Here is an 18,128-nt window from a genome sequence, read left to right on the forward strand (position 1 = left end):
GGGTTGGTGTGAGCCAACCCGGTTTTTTCATGTGCGAAAATTGAGTAATTGAATATTAAATGAGTTGTGTCGTAAAGTTTTTCACTTAAAAACTGAACCCACTTTCAAAAATATTAGATTGACTGTAAGGTAGCAGTATACCGGAGAAAGTCAATTGTCTTCCGTTCGTGTTGCCGGTTACCGTTGCCGTCGCGTAGTTACTTCCGTACGAGAGTTGTACCGTAACTTGTGCAAAAATAGCAGCACCCATGACATTGAACGTGTAAGTAACATTCCCTTTCTTGTCTATTCTTTGATGTATACTGGATGGCCAACCGGTAACCGTGATCCCTCCGAGTCCGTTAGGACCGGGATTGAAGCCGTTGAAGGCTAATTGTAAGGAAACCCGATTACGATCCATCGCGATAAAGTTCGTGTTGTTGGTTACGGACATCGGCATGCCGTAATTATTATACAAGGTATTTGCCTGTAATGCCCAACTATTGTTCTTTAACGCTTGTAGTGCATTTTGGTAAGCGATTTCGTTTTGTAACTGGCGAACCATTTTATTATGTGCCCTCATCGCTTGTCTGTGTGCTTTTCTCTCCGCTTTTATCTCTTGTTTTGTTTTGGTTTGTGCTTGAAGACTGAAATCGTAAAACAAGAATGTAGCCATTGCCAATAAAAAAAGTAATCTTTTCATAGCGTCTCTTTTTTATTTTTTTATGTAGTTTAGTTTAACGAATTTATCCCATTCGATACTCCTCTTGTGATGCTAGTCTCTATCCATAAGGAGTAGAATATTGAAATTCTATGGCATATACGTGAGGGATGGAAAGAGGGTTAGCCTTCTTTCTTTAAAAAAGATTAATTTTCTCCTTTTCCGTTAGAATAAATTAGAAAACTTTGAATAAAAACAGATGTGGTATAAGAGATAAGTTGAAGTGTATTGTTTTGATATATAGTGATATAGTTGTCTGACGGATCTTTTGTAAAGACAATCTTTCCTGTTTGTTTCGTTTTTCAAACCGGTGATATTTGTATACTTTTGTAAGCGTTCGAAAACGGAAGTGTATACATGAAATGGAAATATTATGAGCTATTTATTTTTAGAATACCCCAAATGCAGTACTTGCCGGAATGCCAGAAAGTGGTTGGATCAACATCGTGTTTTATATGAGGACAGAGATATCGTTGTGAATAAGCCGACATTTAATGAGTTAAAAGAGTGGATAATCCGGAGCGGATTGCCTGTCAGGAGTTTTTTTAATACAAGCGGGCAATTATACCGGGCACTTCAATTGAAAGATAAATTACCCTTGTTGAGTGAAGAGGAGCAGTTGAAGCTCTTGGCTTCTGACGGAAAACTGGTAAAACGTCCTTTGCTGATAGGAAAAGACCGGGTGTGGGTAGGTTTTCATGTGGAGGATTGGGAAAATATAGGCTGACATGGTCGTACAAATAGAATTTGCACTTCGGGAAAAACCGAGAGGTGTTCATGTGATTACGGATGAAGTTATCTGCCATTTACCTCTTTTGCCGGAAACGGGTATATTGAATTTGTTTATAAAACATACTTCTGCTGCTCTGACGTTGAATGAGAATGCAGATCCCGAAGTCCGGGGGGATCTCGAACGTATTTTTAATCGTTTGGTAAAAGAACGGGAACCCTATTACCGCCATGTGTTGGAGGGGGATGACGATATGCCGGCTCATGCTAAAACAGTCATTGCCGGGGTAACGCTTACGATCCCGATCTCGGGCGGAAAATTGAATCTGGGTACCTGGCAGGGAATATACCTTTGCGAGTTTAGGGAACAGGGGGGAGCACGTCGGCTTGTGGCAACCGTAATTGCTTAGAGATCGTATCTTGGGAAATAAAAAACAGTAGATTGAAAACTTACATTTACTTCAATCTACTGTTTCGATTTTCCTATTATTCCTATTTCTTATCGTATTATTTTTATTTATTCTTTAGGTCTAAGGGGAACTTTTGTGGTTTTCTTGTTCAATATACCGTTTATGTTGGAATAGTTCATGTTGGCCTTGCTTGTTGGAGTCCATGCATAAGCCAAGATCGGTGGGTAACACCATATACTAATGGAGAGTTCCCATAGCGGACTCATTATCTCGTAAAATTTACTATCAGCCGGTCTTCCTTCCCCATATTTTGATGCCAATATGACTCTGAATTGATATTGTTTCCCCTCGCGTAAACCTTTAATCACAATTGTTGGAGTAAATGCAGGAATTTTTGCATGGAGGGTCCATCTTGATTCTGATATTTCCCGATATTCAATAATTGTTAGCGTGACGTCTTTTATGTCTGTATTGTCGGCAATAAGATTTAAGACCACTTTAGTATCTTGTGCAAACAAAGAAGAACTGATCGATAACACGCATAGTGTTAAAAAGATTTTTAATGTTTTCATGATTTTACTTTTTTAGTTACACATTTTGATATTGCAAGGAATAATAGCGTCTTGTTATTTATTTATGTCATTAAGAATAATGATATTTTATTTTGACAAAAATAAATCATCTATTTTTAATAAATGTATCTAAACTGTGTTCTTTTTGTTCCTGGATTGTGGCTATTTTAAATGGAATTATGGTTTTCTTTTTTATACAGTCTATGTTTTCCAATAAATAATAAAAGTAAAAGAGGCGAAAAATGTAAAATAAGAAAGGATAAATACCGGAGATTTCGGTGGTATGATGTTCGTATTTTTTTCGTACATTTGTATCTGGAAAATATAGATATTTTGAAGCGTAAATGATTGATAATAATAAGGCAATAGAGATTCATCCTTTAGAGCCGTTCTTACCGGAAGGGGCGAGATTGTTGATGTTGGGGAGTTTTCCCCCGCCCCGGTCCCGTTGGTCCATGGACTTTTACTACCCTAATTTTCAAAACGATATGTGGAGGATTCTGGGGATTGTCTTTTTTCAGGATAAAAACTATTTTCTGACGGAGGACGGAAAACATTTTTACGAGGAGAAGATACGGGCATTTTTGATTGAAAAGGGAATAGCCTTAAGCGATACGGCCACCAAAATTATCCGCCATAAAGATAATGCTTCGGATAAGTTTTTAGAAGTGGTGGAGTCTTTGGACTTGCAAGTCGTTTTACAACGACTTGCTGCATGTAAAGCGATTGTAACCACAGGACAAAAGGCGACGGATACGCTGATCGCGTTAACTGGAACGGAGCAGCCGCCGGTAGGAGGATTTTCTGAATTTTGTTTTCAGGGGCGGGTGATAAGATTGTATCGGATGCCTTCCTCTTCGAGGGCCTATCCCAAACCGGTGGAGGAGAAAGCTTTGTATTACCGGAAAATGATGGAGGAGATCGGATTGTTGAAAAAAGAAAAAGAATAGGGGATATGGTTATAAAAAGTTTTATAGATAACGACTTGTATAAATTCACGACGATGAATGCTATTCAAAAGAAGTTTCCGGATGCGGAAGTGGTTTATCGTTTCGTGAATCGGGGAAAAACCTCATTTCCGCCGGGATTCGCAACTGTTTTGCGGGAAGAGGTCGATCGAATGGAAAGTTTGGTGTTGACGGAAGAGGACGAACGTTTTATGCGTGCAAAGTGTTATTATTTTGATTCCGTATTTTTTGATTTGTTAAAAGGTTTTCGGTTTGATCCTAAGGAGGTTGAAATTTCACAGGAGGGGGGAGAGTTAAACGTGGAAATTCGCGGGTTGTGGTATCGTACGGTACTTTGGGAGGTTCCTTTAATGGCTATTATCTCTGAATTGTACTTTAAAATGATGGGATTAGAGGCTCGGGATGAGGAGAAAAATGCCGTCTGTAAAGCTAAAGAGTTTGTGCGCTTAAAAGCAGAGATTTCGGAATTTGGAACCCGGAGGCGTTACTCTTACGAAGTGCAGGATCGGGTGGTCGGTATATTGAAAGAGCATATGGGACGTTTTCTTAACGGAAGCAGCAACGTGTATCTTGCCATGAAGTATGATTTGATTCCTATGGGAACACATCCGCACGAGTGGTTTATGTATCATGGGGCTCACTACGGCTATCGTTCGGCCAACGAGATCGCTATGGCTAATTGGGTGGAAGTATATGACGGGTACTTGGGAATAGCACTTGCGGATACTTATACGTCGGCAGATTTTTTTCGAAATTTCAATACCAAATACGCCAAATTGTTTGACGGTCTGCGATGGGATAGCGGTGATCCGTATGAGTTTACGGAGAGAGCGTTGAAACATTACCGGGAGCATCGGATTGATCCGACGACCAAAACAATTGTTTATAGCGATGCCTTGGATCTGGAAGGGGTAAAGAAGATCAAAGCGTTTGTAAACGGCCGGATTCATGATGTATACGGGATCGGTACTTATTTGACGAATGACGTGGGTGTAAAACCTTTAAACATGGTGATAAAATTGTTTGAGTGCAGGCCCAAAGGAGGGGCGGATTTTTTGCCAGTGGTAAAGCTTTCCGATGTGGAGGGTAAACATACCGGAGATCCTCGGGAGATTGATTTGTGTTTGGGTATATTGCGATTATGAAGACATAGAATAACAGAAGGGAAAAATATGTTGGTGACTTATGAAGATATAAGAAAAGACGAGGGAATAAAAAGTTATATAGCTCAAGCGGATAACGTGTTGATAACGTTGGGCTATACGGAACATTCGTTTCCTCATGTGGTGAAAGCGGCCAATACGGCGGAGATGATATTACAGACTTTGGGTTATCCGGAGAGGATAGCCGAATTGGCCAAAATAGCCGGATATATGCATGATATCGGCAACATCGTGAATCGGGTGGATCATGCCCAGAGCGGAGCAGTAATGGCTTTTCGATTGTTAGATAGAATGGGGATGGAAGCGGATGAGATTGCCCAGGTGATAAGTGCTATCGGCAACCATGATGAAAGTACGGCCGCTCCGGTAAATCCGATTGCAGCGGCATTGATTTTGGGAGATAAGACGGATGTGAGGCGTAGTCGTGTCCGGAACCGGGATTTCGCTAATTTTGATATTCACGATCGGGTAAATTATGCCGTAGAAGAATCCGAAATCTATTTTAACGAAGATAGAAGTGCTGTTATTCTCGATTTGACAATTGATACCAAAATTTCTGCCGTTATGGATTATTTTGAGATCTTTTTGGGCAGAATGTTGTTGAGCAGAAAAGCGGCAGAGTTTTTGAATATTCGTTTTGAACTGGTCATAAACGGTCAGCGATTGCTATAGGAGTGGATTTAATTTGCGGTTATGGGAAAAAATATTTTAGTGTTGGAAGGAAGTCCCAGGATGGATGGGAATAGCGATATGTTAGCGGAAGCTTTTGCCGAGGGAGCCGGAGGCCAGGGACACGAGGTCAGCATTATAAAGGTATCCTGTTACCGGGTAAACGGCTGTTTTGCCTGCAGTATGTGTTGGAATATGGGAAAACCTTGCGTACAATCGGATGACATGGAAAAAATATATCCGGAGATAGAACAGGCTGATGCCGTTGTTTGGGTGTCTCCTCTCTATTTCTTTACCTGGTCAACCCAATTGAAAGCCGTTATAGATCGTTTGTATCCTTATTATCTCGATCGTTCTCCTGTTAAGTTGAAGGGAAAAGAGAGTGCTTTGATATTGGCGGCTGCTACCGATCAGATGGCGGAATTGAAAGGTATTCAGGAAACTTACCGGATTATGACGGAGTACATGGGGTGGAAGAATCGGGGAGAGATGTATGCCTGTGACGTTTGGGAAAAAGGTGAGGTCCGACATATGGATTATTTGGAAAGGGCCCGGAGTTTAGGTGCGAGTTTTTAAATTTAGAAGACAATAGATGCGTGGATACCGGGGTAGTTGTCCAGGACGGCGGGAGTGATGCTAATGGCCGTTCTGCCGAAAGGTTTGGTGAAGATATAGGTACTGCCTACACCTATGGCCGTTCCTGCTAGTACATCCCACCAATCGTGTTTTTTCCCGTATACACGACTCCAGGCCACGTAGGTAGAGAGTAGATAGGCGGGTATCCCGAATTTCCATCCGTAACGCCGTTGCAGGAAAGAGGCTCCCGTGAAAGAGATGGAGCTATGGGCGGACGGAAAGGAGTGATCGTCGCTTTTATCGGGGCGTTCCTTGCTGATACTGTATTTAAGAATATAGGTCAATCCGACAGCCGTGGCACCCGAAAGTACCAATTGTTTGGTTCCCTCGTAATCTTTCTTGAATAGGGTCATGGTAAAGGCCGTTACGGGAGCGACGAAGAGAAGGGCGTCTCCCGTTGTACGGATAGCTTTGCGCTGGGCTTGTAGGGGGTGTATAAAAAAGAGTCCCAATAGGGTTATCGATATGAAAAGATAGCGCATCATTTTTATTGAAATAAAGTGATTAATCGAGGGATGAAAACAAGTAATCCGATAATAGCGGCGACGATAGCGGTAAATAATACGCCTCCGGCGGCCACATCTTTGGATTTACGGATTAGTTCGTTATAGTCAGGCGATACCAGATCTGCTAAATATTCGATAGCCGAATTAAAAGCTTCCGCGGAGAAAACCAATCCGATGGCGAAAATGACGGCGATCCATTCGTTATTTGAAATATCAAGTAAGAATCCGGCAATAGAGACACATACCGCTGCAAAAAGGTGAATACGGGCGTTATGTTCATGGGTAATTAGTATTTTAATTCCTTGAAAGGCGTATTTGAAACTGCGTATTCTAGCTTTTATTGAAAATTTGCGGTCATTCATCTTTCTGATAATTAAAAAGTCGGGACAAACATACGAAAAAATGAGAAATGATACGGGAATTTTTTTGATTTATCGTTTTTATGTTTGAAAATTTGTACTACATTTGCAGCCGTAATTGCCAATTTAGCTCAGCTGGTAGAGCAACGCATTCGTAATGCGTAGGTCTGGGGTTCGAGTCCCCAAATTGGCTCGGAAGGATCGGAATATTTTATTCCGATCCTTATTTTTTTGTTCTGAGAGAAATCTAATTCTCCATGGGGGGATAAAATGTACGGTTAGATTGTTTAATAAGAGATGGATATGTAACAATTAAACATTACTTTTGTCTAAATTCAAATGGGGAAATGATGGAAAAGACGGTGTATTTTTTAGGTTCAGGATTTTCGAAAGAAGCGGGAGGGTTGGTTCAGAATGAGATAATCCGGACGATTTTGGACGAGAAGTTTACCGGTGATAATAAAAAGTTGATCCGGGCGAGAGATCATTTTATCGACTTTTTGAAAGAGGAGTTGCATATATACGAGGATCATTATTGTAATGTAGCTCTTGAGGATGTATTTACCCCCATAGATCGTTGCATTTGGGATGGACTTTCTATCGGTCGTTACAGTGCAAAGGGTTTGGTCGAATTGAGGGAGGAGTTTCATGCCCTGATGGCAGCGGCGGTGAATTATAGTTTTAAAAAGAATAGAAGTTGCGGGGATTACGTGGATCAATTTGCCGAGTATATTGACGGGATGGCCAAGAAAAGGATGGAGGACGGGGAGGATCGGGTCGCATTGATTACCACGAATTGGGACGTCCTTTTCGATCATGCCTTGAAGCGAGCCATTGATAACGGGCATCCGGAAAAATTGAGTGTTGTGGACTATTGTTGTTACGTGAGTTCCTGGGAAGCCAATGACGATACGGTGAAGCCCGGTTTGCTGGCGATTGGTTACGGCGGTTACAATATCAAGTATTTGAAATTGCACGGTTCGATGAATTGGTTTCATTGTCCCATGTGTCAACGGATGTACGTGAGATTCGGGGAGGAGATAGAGATGATGGAAGCGGCTTATTGCCGTCATTGTCGCAAGAATTACGGGATGGGGGAGATCAGTTCGATTAAATTAAGGAGTAATTTATTATTGCCTACTTACCTGAAGAATTTGAGTAACATACAGATTAAGTTGGTATGGCAGAATGCAGCCATCGAACTTTCTGAAGCGACAAGAATTGTTTTTATCGGTTACTCTCTTCCCTCTGCCGATTTTGAGATCCGTCAGCTTTTGGCTCGTATGATTCGTCCGGATGCAAAAATCGAGGTCGTCATATACCCGTATGGAAATAGGGTGAAGGCCGAAGTCGACCGTTATAAAAATTTCTTCGGTAGCCGGATAGCAGGTCGGGATATTATTTTGAAGAGCGTGCCCGATTATGTAACGGGTTTAAGAAACGAAATGAAATAGTACTATATCTACTTGATAATAGAGATAGTATGTCTATATTATGATGCGAGAATGACATAGATACGAGTGCGGGTAGGCTTTTGGCTGTCGTACCGGATTTGGCACATAAGTTGAATTATCTTTTCATGCATTTGAGCTCGCGGTAAAACCCCATTCAGAAGAATATGAATGTTTGACTTAATAATGGGAGGATAGGGTTATGATGCCTATTAGAAGATCTCAAAATGGGTTATCGGGTATTGTTTGCTTCCCTCTTTTTGATCGTGAATGGGAGCAGCTACAAACAGGGTGTAATAGCGTCTGATTCGAAAGTTTATTTTAAGATAGCCTCTTTTTTCGCGTGACTTTTTCTCCCTGTTTGGCGAAAAGATAAAGAATAAGCAGTAAAACGATAAGTCCTGCTAAAAAGTATTGCCATCCCCATTTGTCTAATACGATACCCGTGGCCGATCCCCAGAAACTGGAACCGAGGTAGTAGGCTAAAAGGTAAATGGAGATCGTGACGGAACGTTTCATCACGTTGTATTCGCTGACGATACGATTGCAGATGACGTGTATGACGAAAAAATCGAAGGTAAGGATGGCTAATCCTAACGTGACAATCCAAAAATCAGTGATATACATTAACCCGATGCCGGGAATGGAGATGAGAATGGTCGTTTTCAACACCTGTACGGGATTGAAATAGTAAGTTAGTTTTGCCGTGGCGACGGAACCGAAAATACCGAACAAATACATCAGATAGATGTAATGGATCAGGTTGGGAGAAAAGTTAAAAGGTTCTTTTACCAAATAAAATCCCAGGTAGTTATATAAACTTACGAATATGCCTAACATGAGGGAACCGATGATATAGAACGGAACCAACTCTTTGACCGTGATAAATTTTATATTTTCCGTGATCAAGGATTTGAAATTCTCTTTTTTAGGTATAAAATTGGTCGACATAGGACTGAAAAAGAGAAATAACAGAGCGAAAAATGCACATAGTATTCCGATGGATACGGAGGCTATTCTCCAGGAGTATTCTTCACTGATATAAGAAGAGATGACCCGTCCCGCCATACCTCCTAAAGCATTCCCGGCAATATATAATCCGGTGATTTTTCCCTTGTTTTGCGGTAAGACTTCTTCCGAAATATAGGCTAAGGAGACGGAAGTGGCTCCGGAAAGCAGGAAACCTTTAGCGGCACTTAATAGTACAAGGAAAAAAAAGGATGTTGAAAAAGATGAAATGACGGAAAAAATGGAAGAAGAGAGCAAAGCCCAACTGATTAATTGTTTTCTTGGAATACGATCAGCGATAAACATGGCGGTAAATAACCCTATAACCATACCTAACGTGGAGAAAGATATGGCCAAACTGCTATGGCTGGCGGTTAAGGAAAACTCTTTGGCCAGATCGGGAAGAAGCGGTTGAAAATAATAGAGTTGGGCGAAGCAGGAAAATCCCGATAGGAATACACATACTGAAATAACAATGTCTTTTGTCATTTTTTGTTGCAGATAATCTTTGGATTTCATGTACATGTCAGTTTGATCAAAACGCGGGTACAAATATACGTAGTTTCTCTGCTCGATGTCCCTTTTCCGGTGCCTTTTTCCGCTTGAAAAATTGATCGGGTAAAAGTCTGCTATAAAGCTGGTTTTTATTACTTTTGTGTTGTTCGGTTCCGAGGAAAGTAAATGTTTGTAAGAATTTAATATTTAGGTTAAAATGATGAATGTATTATTATTGGCAATTACGGATTTTTCGCTCCCTCTGGAAGACCCTGTTCTGAAGTTCTTGTTGATTTTGATTATTATTCTGGCGGCACCGCTGCTATTGAACAAATTGAGAATACCTCATCTCTTGGGGTTAATTATCGCGGGGGCGATTATCGGTCCGAACGGTTTTAATTTGGTTCTGCGGGATAGCAGCATTATTCTTTCCGGTACGGCGGGACTACTCTATATTATGTTTTTAGCGGGTTTGGAGATTGACTTGGAAGATTTTAAAAAGAATAGCGGGAAAAGTTTGATTTTCGGAATGTATACTTTTCTTATTCCGATGGTCTTGGGAACCGTTGTCGGTCTTTACGTGTTGAATTTTTCCTGGCTGACTTCCATTTTATTGGCCAGTATGTTTGCTTCGCATACGTTAATAGCCTATCCTATTATCAGTAAATTAGGTGTCAGCAAGAATCTGGCTGTTAATCTGACCGTGGGTGGGACCATGATCACGGATACCTTGGCTTTACTTGTATTGACGGTCGTCGTCGGAATGTCGACGGATAGTGTGGACGATATGTTCTGGTATCGTTTGGCGATAGCCGTGATGGTGTTCGGTTTGTTCGTCATGTTGGTGTTTCCATGGATCGGACGTTGGTTTTTTAAGCGCTGTGAGGATAGCGTGTCCCAGTATATTTTTGTATTGGTCATGGTATTTTTGGGAGCCTTTTTGGCGGAGGTAGCGGGCATCGAGTCTATTATAGGTGCTTTCTTGGCCGGAATGGCTTTGAACCGTTTGATTCCTAGAACCTCTCCATTGATGAATCGGGTCGTATTTGTCGGTAATGCTATTTTCATTCCCTTTTTCCTGATCGGGGTCGGGATGTTGATTAATTATCGTGCTTTTTTTAATAGTTGGGAAACGATAGAGGTCGGTGTCGTGATGATAGTCGTGGCTACTGTCGCTAAATACGCGGCGGCATGGCTTACTCAGAAAACATTTCGAATGTCGGTAGACCAACGACGGGTTATTTTCGGCTTGAGTAATGCACAGGCGGCGGCAACCCTGGCGGCGGTGATGGTCGGGTATAATGTGATATTGGGGCATACCGATACGGGAGAACCGGTACGATTGTTAAATGAAAGCGTACTGAACGGTACGATTTTAATGATATTGGTAACCTGTACGATGGCCTCTTTTTCTGCTCAGAAAGGAGCTCAGAATCTGGCTTTGGCCGATATGTCCGATACGGATTCGGATAATAGCGTTGAGGTTGAACGAATATTGATTCCGGTAAGCTATGAACATAACGTGGATGAATTGGTTAATTTGAGTACGGTCATAAAATCAAAAAAGAATAAAAGCGGTTTGTATGCTTTGAATGTAGTGGATAGTCGGGAAACAGACGAAAAGGTACTTAAGCGGGCGAAGAAGATTTTGAATCAGGCCGTTGTGACGGCTTCTGCGGCAGATAATCATGTACAGGATTTGATTCGTTATGACTTGAGTATTGTAAATGCCATCATCGGGGTGATTAAGGAGAGGAACATCACCGATCTGGTACTTGGATTGCATAAAGAGAAGGGTATTTCGACTTCGTTTTTAGGTAAAATAACGGAAGGTTTATTGAGTCAAAGTCATACCACGACCTTGATTTATAAACCGGCTCAACCTTTGGCAACCATAAAACGGCATTTGGTTGTCGTCCCGGATAAAGCGGAAAAAGAGGTCGGTTTTACTTTATGGGTGGCAAAGATCTGGCAGGTGGCCAACAATACGGGAGCTAAGATCGTATTTTACGCTTCCGGACAGACCTTGTCGGCATTGAAGGAGATTTATGCCAAACGTCCTATTGCGGCCGAATTCGTAGAATTCGGAGATTGGGAAGATTTTTTAATTGTGTTCCGGGATATCCGTAAGGATGATGATTTATGGATCGTGTTAAGTCGCAGGGAAGGGCCTTCTTATCATGCTAATATGGGGCGTGTTCCGGGATACCTGAATAAATATTTCCAGGAAAACAGTTTTGTACTTATCTATCCTTCGCAAGCAATGGAGATCTCTCATAACCGATATTTTATTTGATACCACTCTTTTTTCGAAATCTTATCGTAAGGCGCCCTCGTGACGGATGATAGTGAATATTGGTCGCAGGAATGATGTGTATGAAGAAACTTTTTTCAGACCGTTTCGTTATACCTTATGGCTGTCGTAATGATATGGAGCTGTAGAAAAAGAGGATCAAAACAGTATTACGACAGGCAAAAGAGGAGCTGTTTGTATTTTTCAGACAGCTTTATCTTTCGTCGGATAGAAATTTAATAAACTATATGAAGATGATGAAAAATGGAATTTTGGCGGTCGTTATCGGTTTTTTCGCTTTTTTTGCGGCTTGTAGCGATGACGATCATAACGGAGGGAAAAATACTCCCGGAAAACAGGTTATTGAAGCGTTTCAGGCAAAATACGCGACGGCCTCGAATGTGGAATGGAAGATGGATAACGGGTATGCCCGGGCGGATTTTACGTTTGAAGGAAAAAGTTGTGAAGCATGGTTCTCTCAATCCGGTAAATGGTTATTGACGGAAACGGATTTGTCGTATAATCAATTGCCTTCAGCCGTTAAGACAGGATTTGAAGCCGGAGCTTACTCCACCTGGAAAGTAGAAGATGTCGAGATGCTGGAACGGTTGAATATGCCTTTATCCTATCGGATAGAGGTGGAACAAGGACAACAGGAAAGAACGCTTTATTATGATGAGGAAGGAAATTTGAGGCGGGAGGCCGATGACAACAGTACTACGGATTTACCGACGGCAATGGTCAGTTTTATTCAGAAGGATTATCCACAGTCCGTCATCGTTGATTCCGATTTCCTGATCGATGGGCGTAAGATTGTCACTATTTTGGATGAGGGACGGGTAAAAGAGGTTTTATTCGCATCGGACAACTCGTGGCTTCAGACTCAATGGAAAGTACTGTTGACGGAGTTACCTCAGCCTGTCCTTAATACTTTGAAAGGAAATGCTTTTGTAGGGTATACTCTGATCGGAGCCGAATTCAGGGAATACGCATCGGGGGATGACGTATACAGGATAGAGTTACAAAAAAACGGAAGTCTGAATATGTTTGTCGAGATTTATGCAGACGGATCGTTATTTCTTGATTGATTTAACAAATAGATAAAAAGCTGCTTCAAAATGATTTTTGGAGCAGTTTTTTATTGAGATAAATTTCCGGTTCGCTCCGTGTATAAACTAACGTTGATGATTGAAACAAGCCTTATAAAAGGGATGAAAAGCTCTCCATACGGATAATTTTCATATCTTTAAAGTATGAAAGAAGAGGGTATAAAAATTCAATACGCGTCTGATTTACATTTGGAATTCAGTCAGAATACAAAGTTTCTGGAGGAGATCCCTTTGATCGTTAGAGGAGATATGCTTGTTTTAGCCGGGGATGTTAGCTACATCAAAGATCGGCGTTTGAATCGTCATCCTTTTTGGGATTGGGCTTCCGAGCATTATGAACAGGTGTATGTCGTACCGGGGAATCATGAATTTTACGGGGGATACGACTTGGCGAATGTACTGGAAGGTTTTGTCATGGAAGTTCGTTCGAATGTAAGGTGGATTAATAATCGGAGTGTACGGATCGGGAAGGCGGAACTTTTTTTTACCACCTTATGGTCACCCGTTCCGGAAGAGATGTTGTGGGATGTCGAATACGGTATGATGGACTGTCAACGGATCTGTTATTCCGGTCGCCCCTTTGCTGCTGTCGATTATGATAAAGTACACGAGAAGTGTTTATGTTTTTTAAACAAAGCGTTAGAGAAAAGTACGGCGAATAAAAGAGTCGTAGTTTCTCATCATGTACCGACCTATTATTGTAATCCTCCCCAGTTTAAAGATGGCGTTTTAACTTCGGCTTTTGTCGTGGAGTTGAAGGATTTTATAAAAAAATATCCGATTGATTATTGGATATACGGGCACTCCCATTCCAATATGCCGGAAGTCGATATAGAGGGAACGAAATTATTATGTAATCAATTGGGCTACGTGAAATACGATGAGCATCTTAATTTTCAATTGGATGCTTTCGTTGAGGTATAATCGCGTAAAATTTTTTTTTGCGTTTACTTGTATATTCAAATATATGTTTATATATTTGTATTATTAAATGAAAGAATATACAGATGGAACATTGTTTAACGAGGGAAGAATTAGAGAAGATGGCTTATGTATTGAAAGCTGTCGCTCATCCGAATCGATTGAATATCATATGCCTGCTTTCGAGAAATGCCGAGTTGAGTGTTTCTGAAATTTGTGAAAAGATGGAGTGTAGTCAGGCATTGGTTTCGCATCATTTGACGGATATGCTGGCTAAAGGGATATTGTTAATTCGTCGGGAAGGACGGAATGCCTACTATCGATTGGCAGATGACCGTATCACGAACGCCATGCGGTGTATGATGAAGTGTTCGGAATAATTTTTACCTTATTATATAAATGTATGTTTATGTATTTGATATTATAAATTTAAATTAGATAAGATTATGGAAAAGTTTAACGAGTTGATTCAAGGAGATAAATTGGTATTGGTTGATTTTTATGCGACCTGGTGCGGTCCTTGCAAAATGATGCATCCTGTTTTGGAGGATTTAAAAAAGCGCTTGGGCGACAAGATAACAATCGTAAAGGTGGATGTTGACGTTCCTGCCAATCGTCAGCCTGTTTATACTTATCATATACAATCGGTGCCGACACTAATGCTTTTTAAGCAAGGACGGGTACTATGGAATAATAGCGGTGTAGTTCCGGCCAACCAGTTACAGCAGATTATCGAGAAGTACTTGTAAGAAAATTATAAATAGGGAAGAGAGTTATGAAATATATTATTATCGGGGGTGTTGCCGGTGGAGCGTCGACTGCGGCTCGGTTGCGTCGGTTGGATGAAGAGGCGGAAATTATTCTATTGGAAAAGGGGGAATATATCTCCTATGCTAATTGTGGTTTGCCCTATTACATCGGGGATGTGATAGACGAGCGTTCGAAGTTATTCGTGCAAACACCTCGGAGTTTTGCTGCCCGTTTTCGGGTAGGTGTGCGGGTGAAGTCGGAGGTTACGGATGTCTTGCCGGATGCTAAGAAGGTGGTTGTAAAGGATATTGAAACAGGAAGAGAATATGAAGAGACTTATGATAAACTGGTTCTTTCTCCGGGAGCGGAACCGGTTCTTCCTCCGTTGGATGGTATTCAGCATCCGGGTATATTTACCCTTCGTAACGTAGCCGACACGGACCGGATAAAAACGTTTATAGGGGAACATCGCGTGAAACGGGCCTTGATTGTCGGGGCTGGCTTTATCGGTTTGGAAATGGCCGAGAATCTTAAAAGACAGGGGATCGAAGTGACTGTCGTAGAGATGGCAAATCAGGTTATGACGCCTGTAGATTACGAAGTGGCTACGTTTGTTCATCAGGAGTTGAAGGATCAGGGAGTAAATTTGCGGTTGGAAGAGGCTGTGGTCTCTTTCGAGAAAGAGGAAGAAACTATTTTGGTCGCGTTGCGTAGCGGGGATAGATTAAAAACGGAGTTGGTTTTGCTTTCCATTGGTGTGCGTCCCGATCATCGGTTGGCCTCGATGGCGGGTTTGAGGGTTGGAGAGACCGGCGGGATATGGGTAAACGAGTATTTACAAACTTCTGATCCGGATATTTATGCTGTCGGAGATGCCATTGAGTTTCCGAATCCCGTTACTGGGCGTCCTTCGTTGTCTTTTTTAGCCGGTCCGACGAATAAACAGGGAAGGATATGCGCTGACAATATGGTATACGGGAATCGGTATTCCTATAAAGGTGCTATTAATACGGCTATTGCCAAGGTGTTCGATATGACGGTCGGCAGTACCGGGGTTGCGGCTAAATTGTTGGAGAAAAATAGTATTCCTTATCAGAATGTGATCATCCATGCTTCTTCCCATGCCGGGTATTATCCGGGAGCTATGCCCTTGATGATCAAAATTAACTTCTCTCCGGAGGGAGGACGTTTGCTGGGAGGACAGGTTGTGGGGTATGAGGGGGTGGATAAACGACTGGAGATGTTGGCTTCGGTCATACGTGGTGGAGGTAGCGTGTTCGATTTGGCGGAATTGGAGCAGGCTTATGCACCGCCGTTTTCTTCCGCTAAAGATCCGGTAAACATGGCTGGATTTGCGGCAGATAATTTGTGGAGCGGTAAGGTACAAACCATAGAGTGGCGTAACTTAAAAGAGGTCCGGAAAGGGGAGTTTATTTTGCTTGATGTTCGCACGCCGGATGAATATGTATTAGGAAGTATTCCCGGAGCTATAAATATTCCATTGGATCGTTTGAGGCAGGAGATCGATTCTATTACCCCCGATCGGCCGATTGTCGTTTTTTGTGCCGTCGGACTCAGGGGTTACATTGCCGCCCGGATTCTTTCACAAAGAGGTTTTCGGGTTATGAATTTAAACGGAGGTTTGAAAACCTACAGGATGGCTATACAGGAACAAGGTAGTAGTGTTCAGGCGAAGCCAGAAACAAATACGGAAGAGAAAAAAGAAGCGAAAGAGCCTCAAACTGTATCGATTGATGCTTGCGGATTGCAGTGTCCGGGGCCTGTGATGAAATTGAAGGGAGAAATTGAGCATCTCAAGGTTGGAGAGCGGATGAAGATAACCGCAACGGATAATGGTTTTTATCGGGATGTGGTTTCGTGGGCCAAGATGACCGGAAATCAGGTGGTAAGTTTGCAACGGGAAAAAGGTATTATTACGGCTGTTGTTGAGAAAGGCGATTCTTTCCGGCAGAAAGAGAGGTTGCTGGCTGATAATAAAACATTGATTGTTTTTAGTGACGATTTGGACAAGGCCATTGCATCGTTCGTCATTGCTAACGGAGCGGTATCGACGGGACGTAAAGTGACGATGTTCTTTACTTTTTGGGGATTGAACGTGATCAAAAAAGAGCATCCGGGAAGGACGGAAAAGGATTGGGTCGGAAAGTTGTTCGGTTGGATGCTTCCCTCGAATAGTAAGAAGCTGTCTTTGTCTAAAATGAATATGGGCGGTATGGGAAGTTGGATGATGAGAAGGATCATGAAGAGTAAAAAGATCGATTCTCTGGAGAGTTTAATTCAACAGGCCCGACAAAGTGGAGTGGAATTCATTGCTTGTCAGATGTCGATGGAGGTCATGGGAATAGGGCCGGAAGAGTTGTTGGAGGGAGTGAATGTGGGAGGTGTGGCGACTTATTTAGAGAGGGCGGAGGAGGCGAACGTGAATTTATTCATTTAATGAGGGAGCAGGTCAAAACGATCTCGTCTTGACCTGTTTATTTGTTTAACTGATCGATCCAAGCTTTGGTTCCTTTATATTTACAAGAGAGACTGGCTATTTCGGAGGCTTGTTTTAAAGCTTTTAAAAAGTTGAAATGCTCTATATAGTAATGACAAAAGGCTCCATGGAAAATATCTCCCGCACCTAAGGTATCGACAACGGGGAAGTCGGGAACGGTAATCTCTGTTTGCAGATCGTTCTCGAAAGCCAGAACGGAGTTTGCTCCACGTGTAAAAGCTACTTTTTGGGGGCCAGTATGAAACAAATAAGCCTTTTTTTCCAAATAGTTATCTGCAACGGAAGGAATACGAAACGTATCGGAACAGATGATGACGTTGATCCATGGTAATAATTTTTCCATTCCTTTTTTCCAGCTTCCCCCGTCTAAAATGGTAGGAATTTTTTGCTGATAAGCTATTTGGGAAAAATGTATGGCCGATTCTAAATAATGTCCGTCAGTCAACAAGATACGGGTATCGGGAGGGATATCTCCGGGTAGTTGTTCCGGCTGTAAAGAACGCGGACCGGAATTGGTTAATACGGCACGTTCTCCGTCAGGAGTGATTTGTATGGAGGATACGGGGAGTGTCTGGGAAGAATCTTTAAAACCATCGATACAAGAGATGTGGAAATCTTTTAGTTCTTTATGAATAATAGTTGAAAGAGAAGAAGGGCCTATTCCACTAATCAAGAGACTTTTGTTTCCTAATGCCGAAAATGTGACGGCGGCATTATAGGCTGGTCCGCCGCCGGATAATACAATCTCTTTTGCGTTTATCTTTTCGTTAGCATATACGGTTCTTTCAACGTAATAAATCAGATCTATGGTTGATAAGCCTATAAATAATCCGTTCATGAAGTAATTCTTGTTTTTATATATCCAAAGGTA

The 18,128-nt window shown here is 41.8% G+C and carries 19 protein-coding genes and 1 tRNA gene; 14 read left to right on the forward strand and 6 right to left on the reverse strand.

Annotation, left to right across the window (positions count from 1 at the left end):
* Positions 1-85: 85 nt before the first annotated feature.
* Positions 86-682 carry a DUF4251 domain-containing protein gene (locus PGR74_RS07905; protein ID WP_041502108.1) on the reverse strand — a complete coding sequence of 199 codons (597 nt, stop codon included), beginning with the start codon at positions 680-682 and terminating at the stop codon, positions 86-88.
* A gap of 391 nt (positions 683-1,073) precedes the next feature.
* On the opposite strand from PGR74_RS07905, the gene PGR74_RS07910 reads away from it, so the two are divergent.
* Together PGR74_RS07910 and PGR74_RS07915 are read left to right on the forward strand one after the other, a co-directional pair.
* Positions 1,074-1,427 (forward strand): arsenate reductase family protein, encoded by a 354-nt coding sequence (locus PGR74_RS07910; RefSeq protein ID WP_041502107.1) that lies wholly within the window; start codon positions 1,074-1,076, stop codon positions 1,425-1,427.
* Position 1,428: 1 nt separating this feature from the next.
* Positions 1,429-1,839, forward strand: a complete 411-nt coding sequence (locus PGR74_RS07915; RefSeq protein ID WP_041502106.1) for a secondary thiamine-phosphate synthase enzyme YjbQ — start codon at positions 1,429-1,431, stop codon at positions 1,837-1,839.
* Between the two features lie 107 nt (positions 1,840-1,946).
* On the opposite strand, the gene PGR74_RS07920 is transcribed toward PGR74_RS07915, so the two are convergent.
* Complete coding sequence (locus tag PGR74_RS07920) at positions 1,947-2,411, reverse strand: fibronectin type III domain-containing protein (RefSeq protein ID WP_041502105.1); 465 nt, start codon at positions 2,409-2,411, stop codon at positions 1,947-1,949.
* Between the two features lie 344 nt (positions 2,412-2,755).
* Between PGR74_RS07920 and PGR74_RS07925 the strand changes: the two genes are divergently transcribed.
* The 4 genes from PGR74_RS07925 to PGR74_RS07940 are packed head-to-tail and all read left to right on the forward strand — an operon-like array spanning position 2,756 to position 5,787.
* Positions 2,756-3,361 carry a uracil-DNA glycosylase family protein gene (locus PGR74_RS07925; RefSeq protein WP_041505396.1) on the forward strand — a complete coding sequence of 202 codons (606 nt, stop codon included), beginning with the start codon at positions 2,756-2,758 and terminating at the stop codon, positions 3,359-3,361.
* A 5-nt stretch (positions 3,362-3,366) separates the two neighbouring features.
* The gene (gene pncB, locus PGR74_RS07930) at positions 3,367-4,524 is read left to right on the forward strand and encodes a nicotinate phosphoribosyltransferase (protein WP_041505397.1); all 1,158 of its coding nucleotides are present in this window, start codon (positions 3,367-3,369) and stop codon (positions 4,522-4,524) included.
* 27 nt (positions 4,525-4,551) lie between these two features.
* Entirely contained in the window at positions 4,552-5,214 is a 663-nt protein-coding gene (locus PGR74_RS07935; protein ID WP_041502102.1) for an HD domain-containing protein, read from the forward strand.
* Positions 5,215-5,235: 21 nt separating this feature from the next.
* Positions 5,236-5,787 (forward strand): flavodoxin family protein, encoded by a 552-nt coding sequence (locus PGR74_RS07940; protein ID WP_041505398.1) that lies wholly within the window; start codon positions 5,236-5,238, stop codon positions 5,785-5,787.
* Positions 5,788-5,789: 2 nt separating this feature from the next.
* Here the strand turns inward: PGR74_RS07940 and PGR74_RS07945 are convergent, their stop codons facing one another.
* Together PGR74_RS07945 and PGR74_RS07950 are read right to left on the reverse strand one after the other, a co-directional pair.
* Positions 5,790-6,329 (reverse strand): phosphatase PAP2 family protein, encoded by a 540-nt coding sequence (locus PGR74_RS07945; protein WP_041502218.1) that lies wholly within the window; start codon positions 6,327-6,329, stop codon positions 5,790-5,792.
* A gap of 5 nt (positions 6,330-6,334) precedes the next feature.
* Positions 6,335-6,715 carry a diacylglycerol kinase family protein gene (locus tag PGR74_RS07950; protein ID WP_041502100.1) on the reverse strand — a complete coding sequence of 127 codons (381 nt, stop codon included), beginning with the start codon at positions 6,713-6,715 and terminating at the stop codon, positions 6,335-6,337.
* Between the two features lie 117 nt (positions 6,716-6,832).
* Between PGR74_RS07950 and PGR74_RS07955 the strand changes: the two genes are divergently transcribed.
* Positions 6,833-6,905 (forward strand) — tRNA-Thr (locus PGR74_RS07955).
* Positions 6,906-7,059: 154 nt separating this feature from the next.
* Positions 7,060-8,166, forward strand: a complete 1,107-nt coding sequence (locus tag PGR74_RS07960) for a hypothetical protein (protein ID WP_110688638.1) — start codon at positions 7,060-7,062, stop codon at positions 8,164-8,166.
* Between the two features lie 318 nt (positions 8,167-8,484).
* Here the strand turns inward: PGR74_RS07960 and PGR74_RS07965 are convergent, their stop codons facing one another.
* Entirely contained in the window at positions 8,485-9,690 is a 1,206-nt protein-coding gene (locus PGR74_RS07965) for an MFS transporter (RefSeq protein ID WP_110688672.1), read from the reverse strand.
* 193 nt (positions 9,691-9,883) lie between these two features.
* On the opposite strand from PGR74_RS07965, the gene PGR74_RS07970 reads away from it, so the two are divergent.
* The 6 genes from PGR74_RS07970 to PGR74_RS07995 all read left to right on the forward strand — a co-directional run bounded on the left by PGR74_RS07970 (position 9,884) and on the right by PGR74_RS07995 (position 17,197).
* On the forward strand, positions 9,884-11,962 hold the full coding sequence (locus PGR74_RS07970) for a cation:proton antiporter (protein ID WP_052634344.1): 2,079 nt from the start codon (positions 9,884-9,886) through the stop codon (positions 11,960-11,962).
* 251 nt (positions 11,963-12,213) lie between these two features.
* Positions 12,214-13,047: a PepSY-like domain-containing protein gene (locus PGR74_RS07975; protein ID WP_181416500.1), complete on the forward strand. Its 834-nt coding sequence runs from the start codon at positions 12,214-12,216 to the stop codon at positions 13,045-13,047.
* A gap of 165 nt (positions 13,048-13,212) precedes the next feature.
* Positions 13,213-13,992 (forward strand): metallophosphoesterase, encoded by a 780-nt coding sequence (locus PGR74_RS07980; protein WP_052634342.1) that lies wholly within the window; start codon positions 13,213-13,215, stop codon positions 13,990-13,992.
* An 83-nt stretch (positions 13,993-14,075) separates the two neighbouring features.
* A complete protein-coding gene (locus PGR74_RS07985) occupies positions 14,076-14,369 on the forward strand; it encodes an ArsR/SmtB family transcription factor (RefSeq protein WP_041502097.1) in 294 nt (97 codons plus the stop codon).
* A gap of 66 nt (positions 14,370-14,435) precedes the next feature.
* The gene (gene trxA, locus PGR74_RS07990) at positions 14,436-14,738 is read left to right on the forward strand and encodes a thioredoxin (protein WP_041502096.1); all 303 of its coding nucleotides are present in this window, start codon (positions 14,436-14,438) and stop codon (positions 14,736-14,738) included.
* 26 nt (positions 14,739-14,764) lie between these two features.
* Positions 14,765-17,197 (forward strand): FAD-dependent oxidoreductase, encoded by a 2,433-nt coding sequence (locus PGR74_RS07995; RefSeq protein ID WP_041502095.1) that lies wholly within the window; start codon positions 14,765-14,767, stop codon positions 17,195-17,197.
* Positions 17,198-17,234: 37 nt separating this feature from the next.
* Here PGR74_RS07995 and PGR74_RS08000 read toward each other — a convergent pair whose 3' ends face one another.
* The gene (locus PGR74_RS08000) at positions 17,235-18,095 is read right to left on the reverse strand and encodes a PfkB family carbohydrate kinase (protein ID WP_041502214.1); all 861 of its coding nucleotides are present in this window, start codon (positions 18,093-18,095) and stop codon (positions 17,235-17,237) included.
* Positions 18,096-18,128 lie beyond the last annotated feature (33 nt).

The sequence above is a fragment of the Sanguibacteroides sp. AM78-02pH3A genome (assembly GCF_027666085.1).
Classification (GTDB): domain Bacteria; phylum Bacteroidota; class Bacteroidia; order Bacteroidales; family Marinifilaceae; genus Gabonibacter; species Gabonibacter massiliensis.

Bases quoted from the DNA above. Each gene is read 5' to 3' on its own strand.
- PGR74_RS08000 (WP_041502214.1), bottom strand. From the start codon at position 18,095: ATGAACGGATTATTTATAGGCTTATCAACCATAGATCTGATTTATTAC.
- PGR74_RS07940 (WP_041505398.1), top strand. From the start codon at position 5,236: ATGGGAAAAAATATTTTAGTGTTGGAAGGAAGTCCCAGGATGGATGGG.
- PGR74_RS07960 (WP_110688638.1), top strand. From the start codon at position 7,060: ATGATGGAAAAGACGGTGTATTTTTTAGGTTCAGGATTTTCGAAAGAA.
- PGR74_RS07945 (WP_041502218.1), bottom strand. From the start codon at position 6,329: ATGCGCTATCTTTTCATATCGATAACCCTATTGGGACTCTTTTTTATA.
- PGR74_RS07980 (WP_052634342.1), top strand. From the start codon at position 13,213: ATGAAAGAAGAGGGTATAAAAATTCAATACGCGTCTGATTTACATTTG.
- PGR74_RS07910 (WP_041502107.1), top strand. From the start codon at position 1,074: ATGAGCTATTTATTTTTAGAATACCCCAAATGCAGTACTTGCCGGAAT.
- PGR74_RS07920 (WP_041502105.1), bottom strand. From the start codon at position 2,411: ATGAAAACATTAAAAATCTTTTTAACACTATGCGTGTTATCGATCAGT.
- PGR74_RS07935 (WP_041502102.1), top strand. From the start codon at position 4,552: ATGTTGGTGACTTATGAAGATATAAGAAAAGACGAGGGAATAAAAAGT.
- PGR74_RS07905 (WP_041502108.1), bottom strand. From the start codon at position 682: ATGAAAAGATTACTTTTTTTATTGGCAATGGCTACATTCTTGTTTTAC.
- PGR74_RS07985 (WP_041502097.1), top strand. From the start codon at position 14,076: ATGGAACATTGTTTAACGAGGGAAGAATTAGAGAAGATGGCTTATGTA.
- trxA (WP_041502096.1), top strand. From the start codon at position 14,436: ATGGAAAAGTTTAACGAGTTGATTCAAGGAGATAAATTGGTATTGGTT.
- PGR74_RS07950 (WP_041502100.1), bottom strand. From the start codon at position 6,715: ATGAATGACCGCAAATTTTCAATAAAAGCTAGAATACGCAGTTTCAAA.
- PGR74_RS07995 (WP_041502095.1), top strand. From the start codon at position 14,765: ATGAAATATATTATTATCGGGGGTGTTGCCGGTGGAGCGTCGACTGCG.
- pncB (WP_041505397.1), top strand. From the start codon at position 3,367: ATGGTTATAAAAAGTTTTATAGATAACGACTTGTATAAATTCACGACG.
- PGR74_RS07970 (WP_052634344.1), top strand. From the start codon at position 9,884: ATGATGAATGTATTATTATTGGCAATTACGGATTTTTCGCTCCCTCTG.
- PGR74_RS07975 (WP_181416500.1), top strand. From the start codon at position 12,214: ATGATGAAAAATGGAATTTTGGCGGTCGTTATCGGTTTTTTCGCTTTT.
- PGR74_RS07915 (WP_041502106.1), top strand. From the start codon at position 1,429: ATGGTCGTACAAATAGAATTTGCACTTCGGGAAAAACCGAGAGGTGTT.
- PGR74_RS07965 (WP_110688672.1), bottom strand. From the start codon at position 9,690: ATGAAATCCAAAGATTATCTGCAACAAAAAATGACAAAAGACATTGTT.
- PGR74_RS07925 (WP_041505396.1), top strand. From the start codon at position 2,756: ATGATTGATAATAATAAGGCAATAGAGATTCATCCTTTAGAGCCGTTC.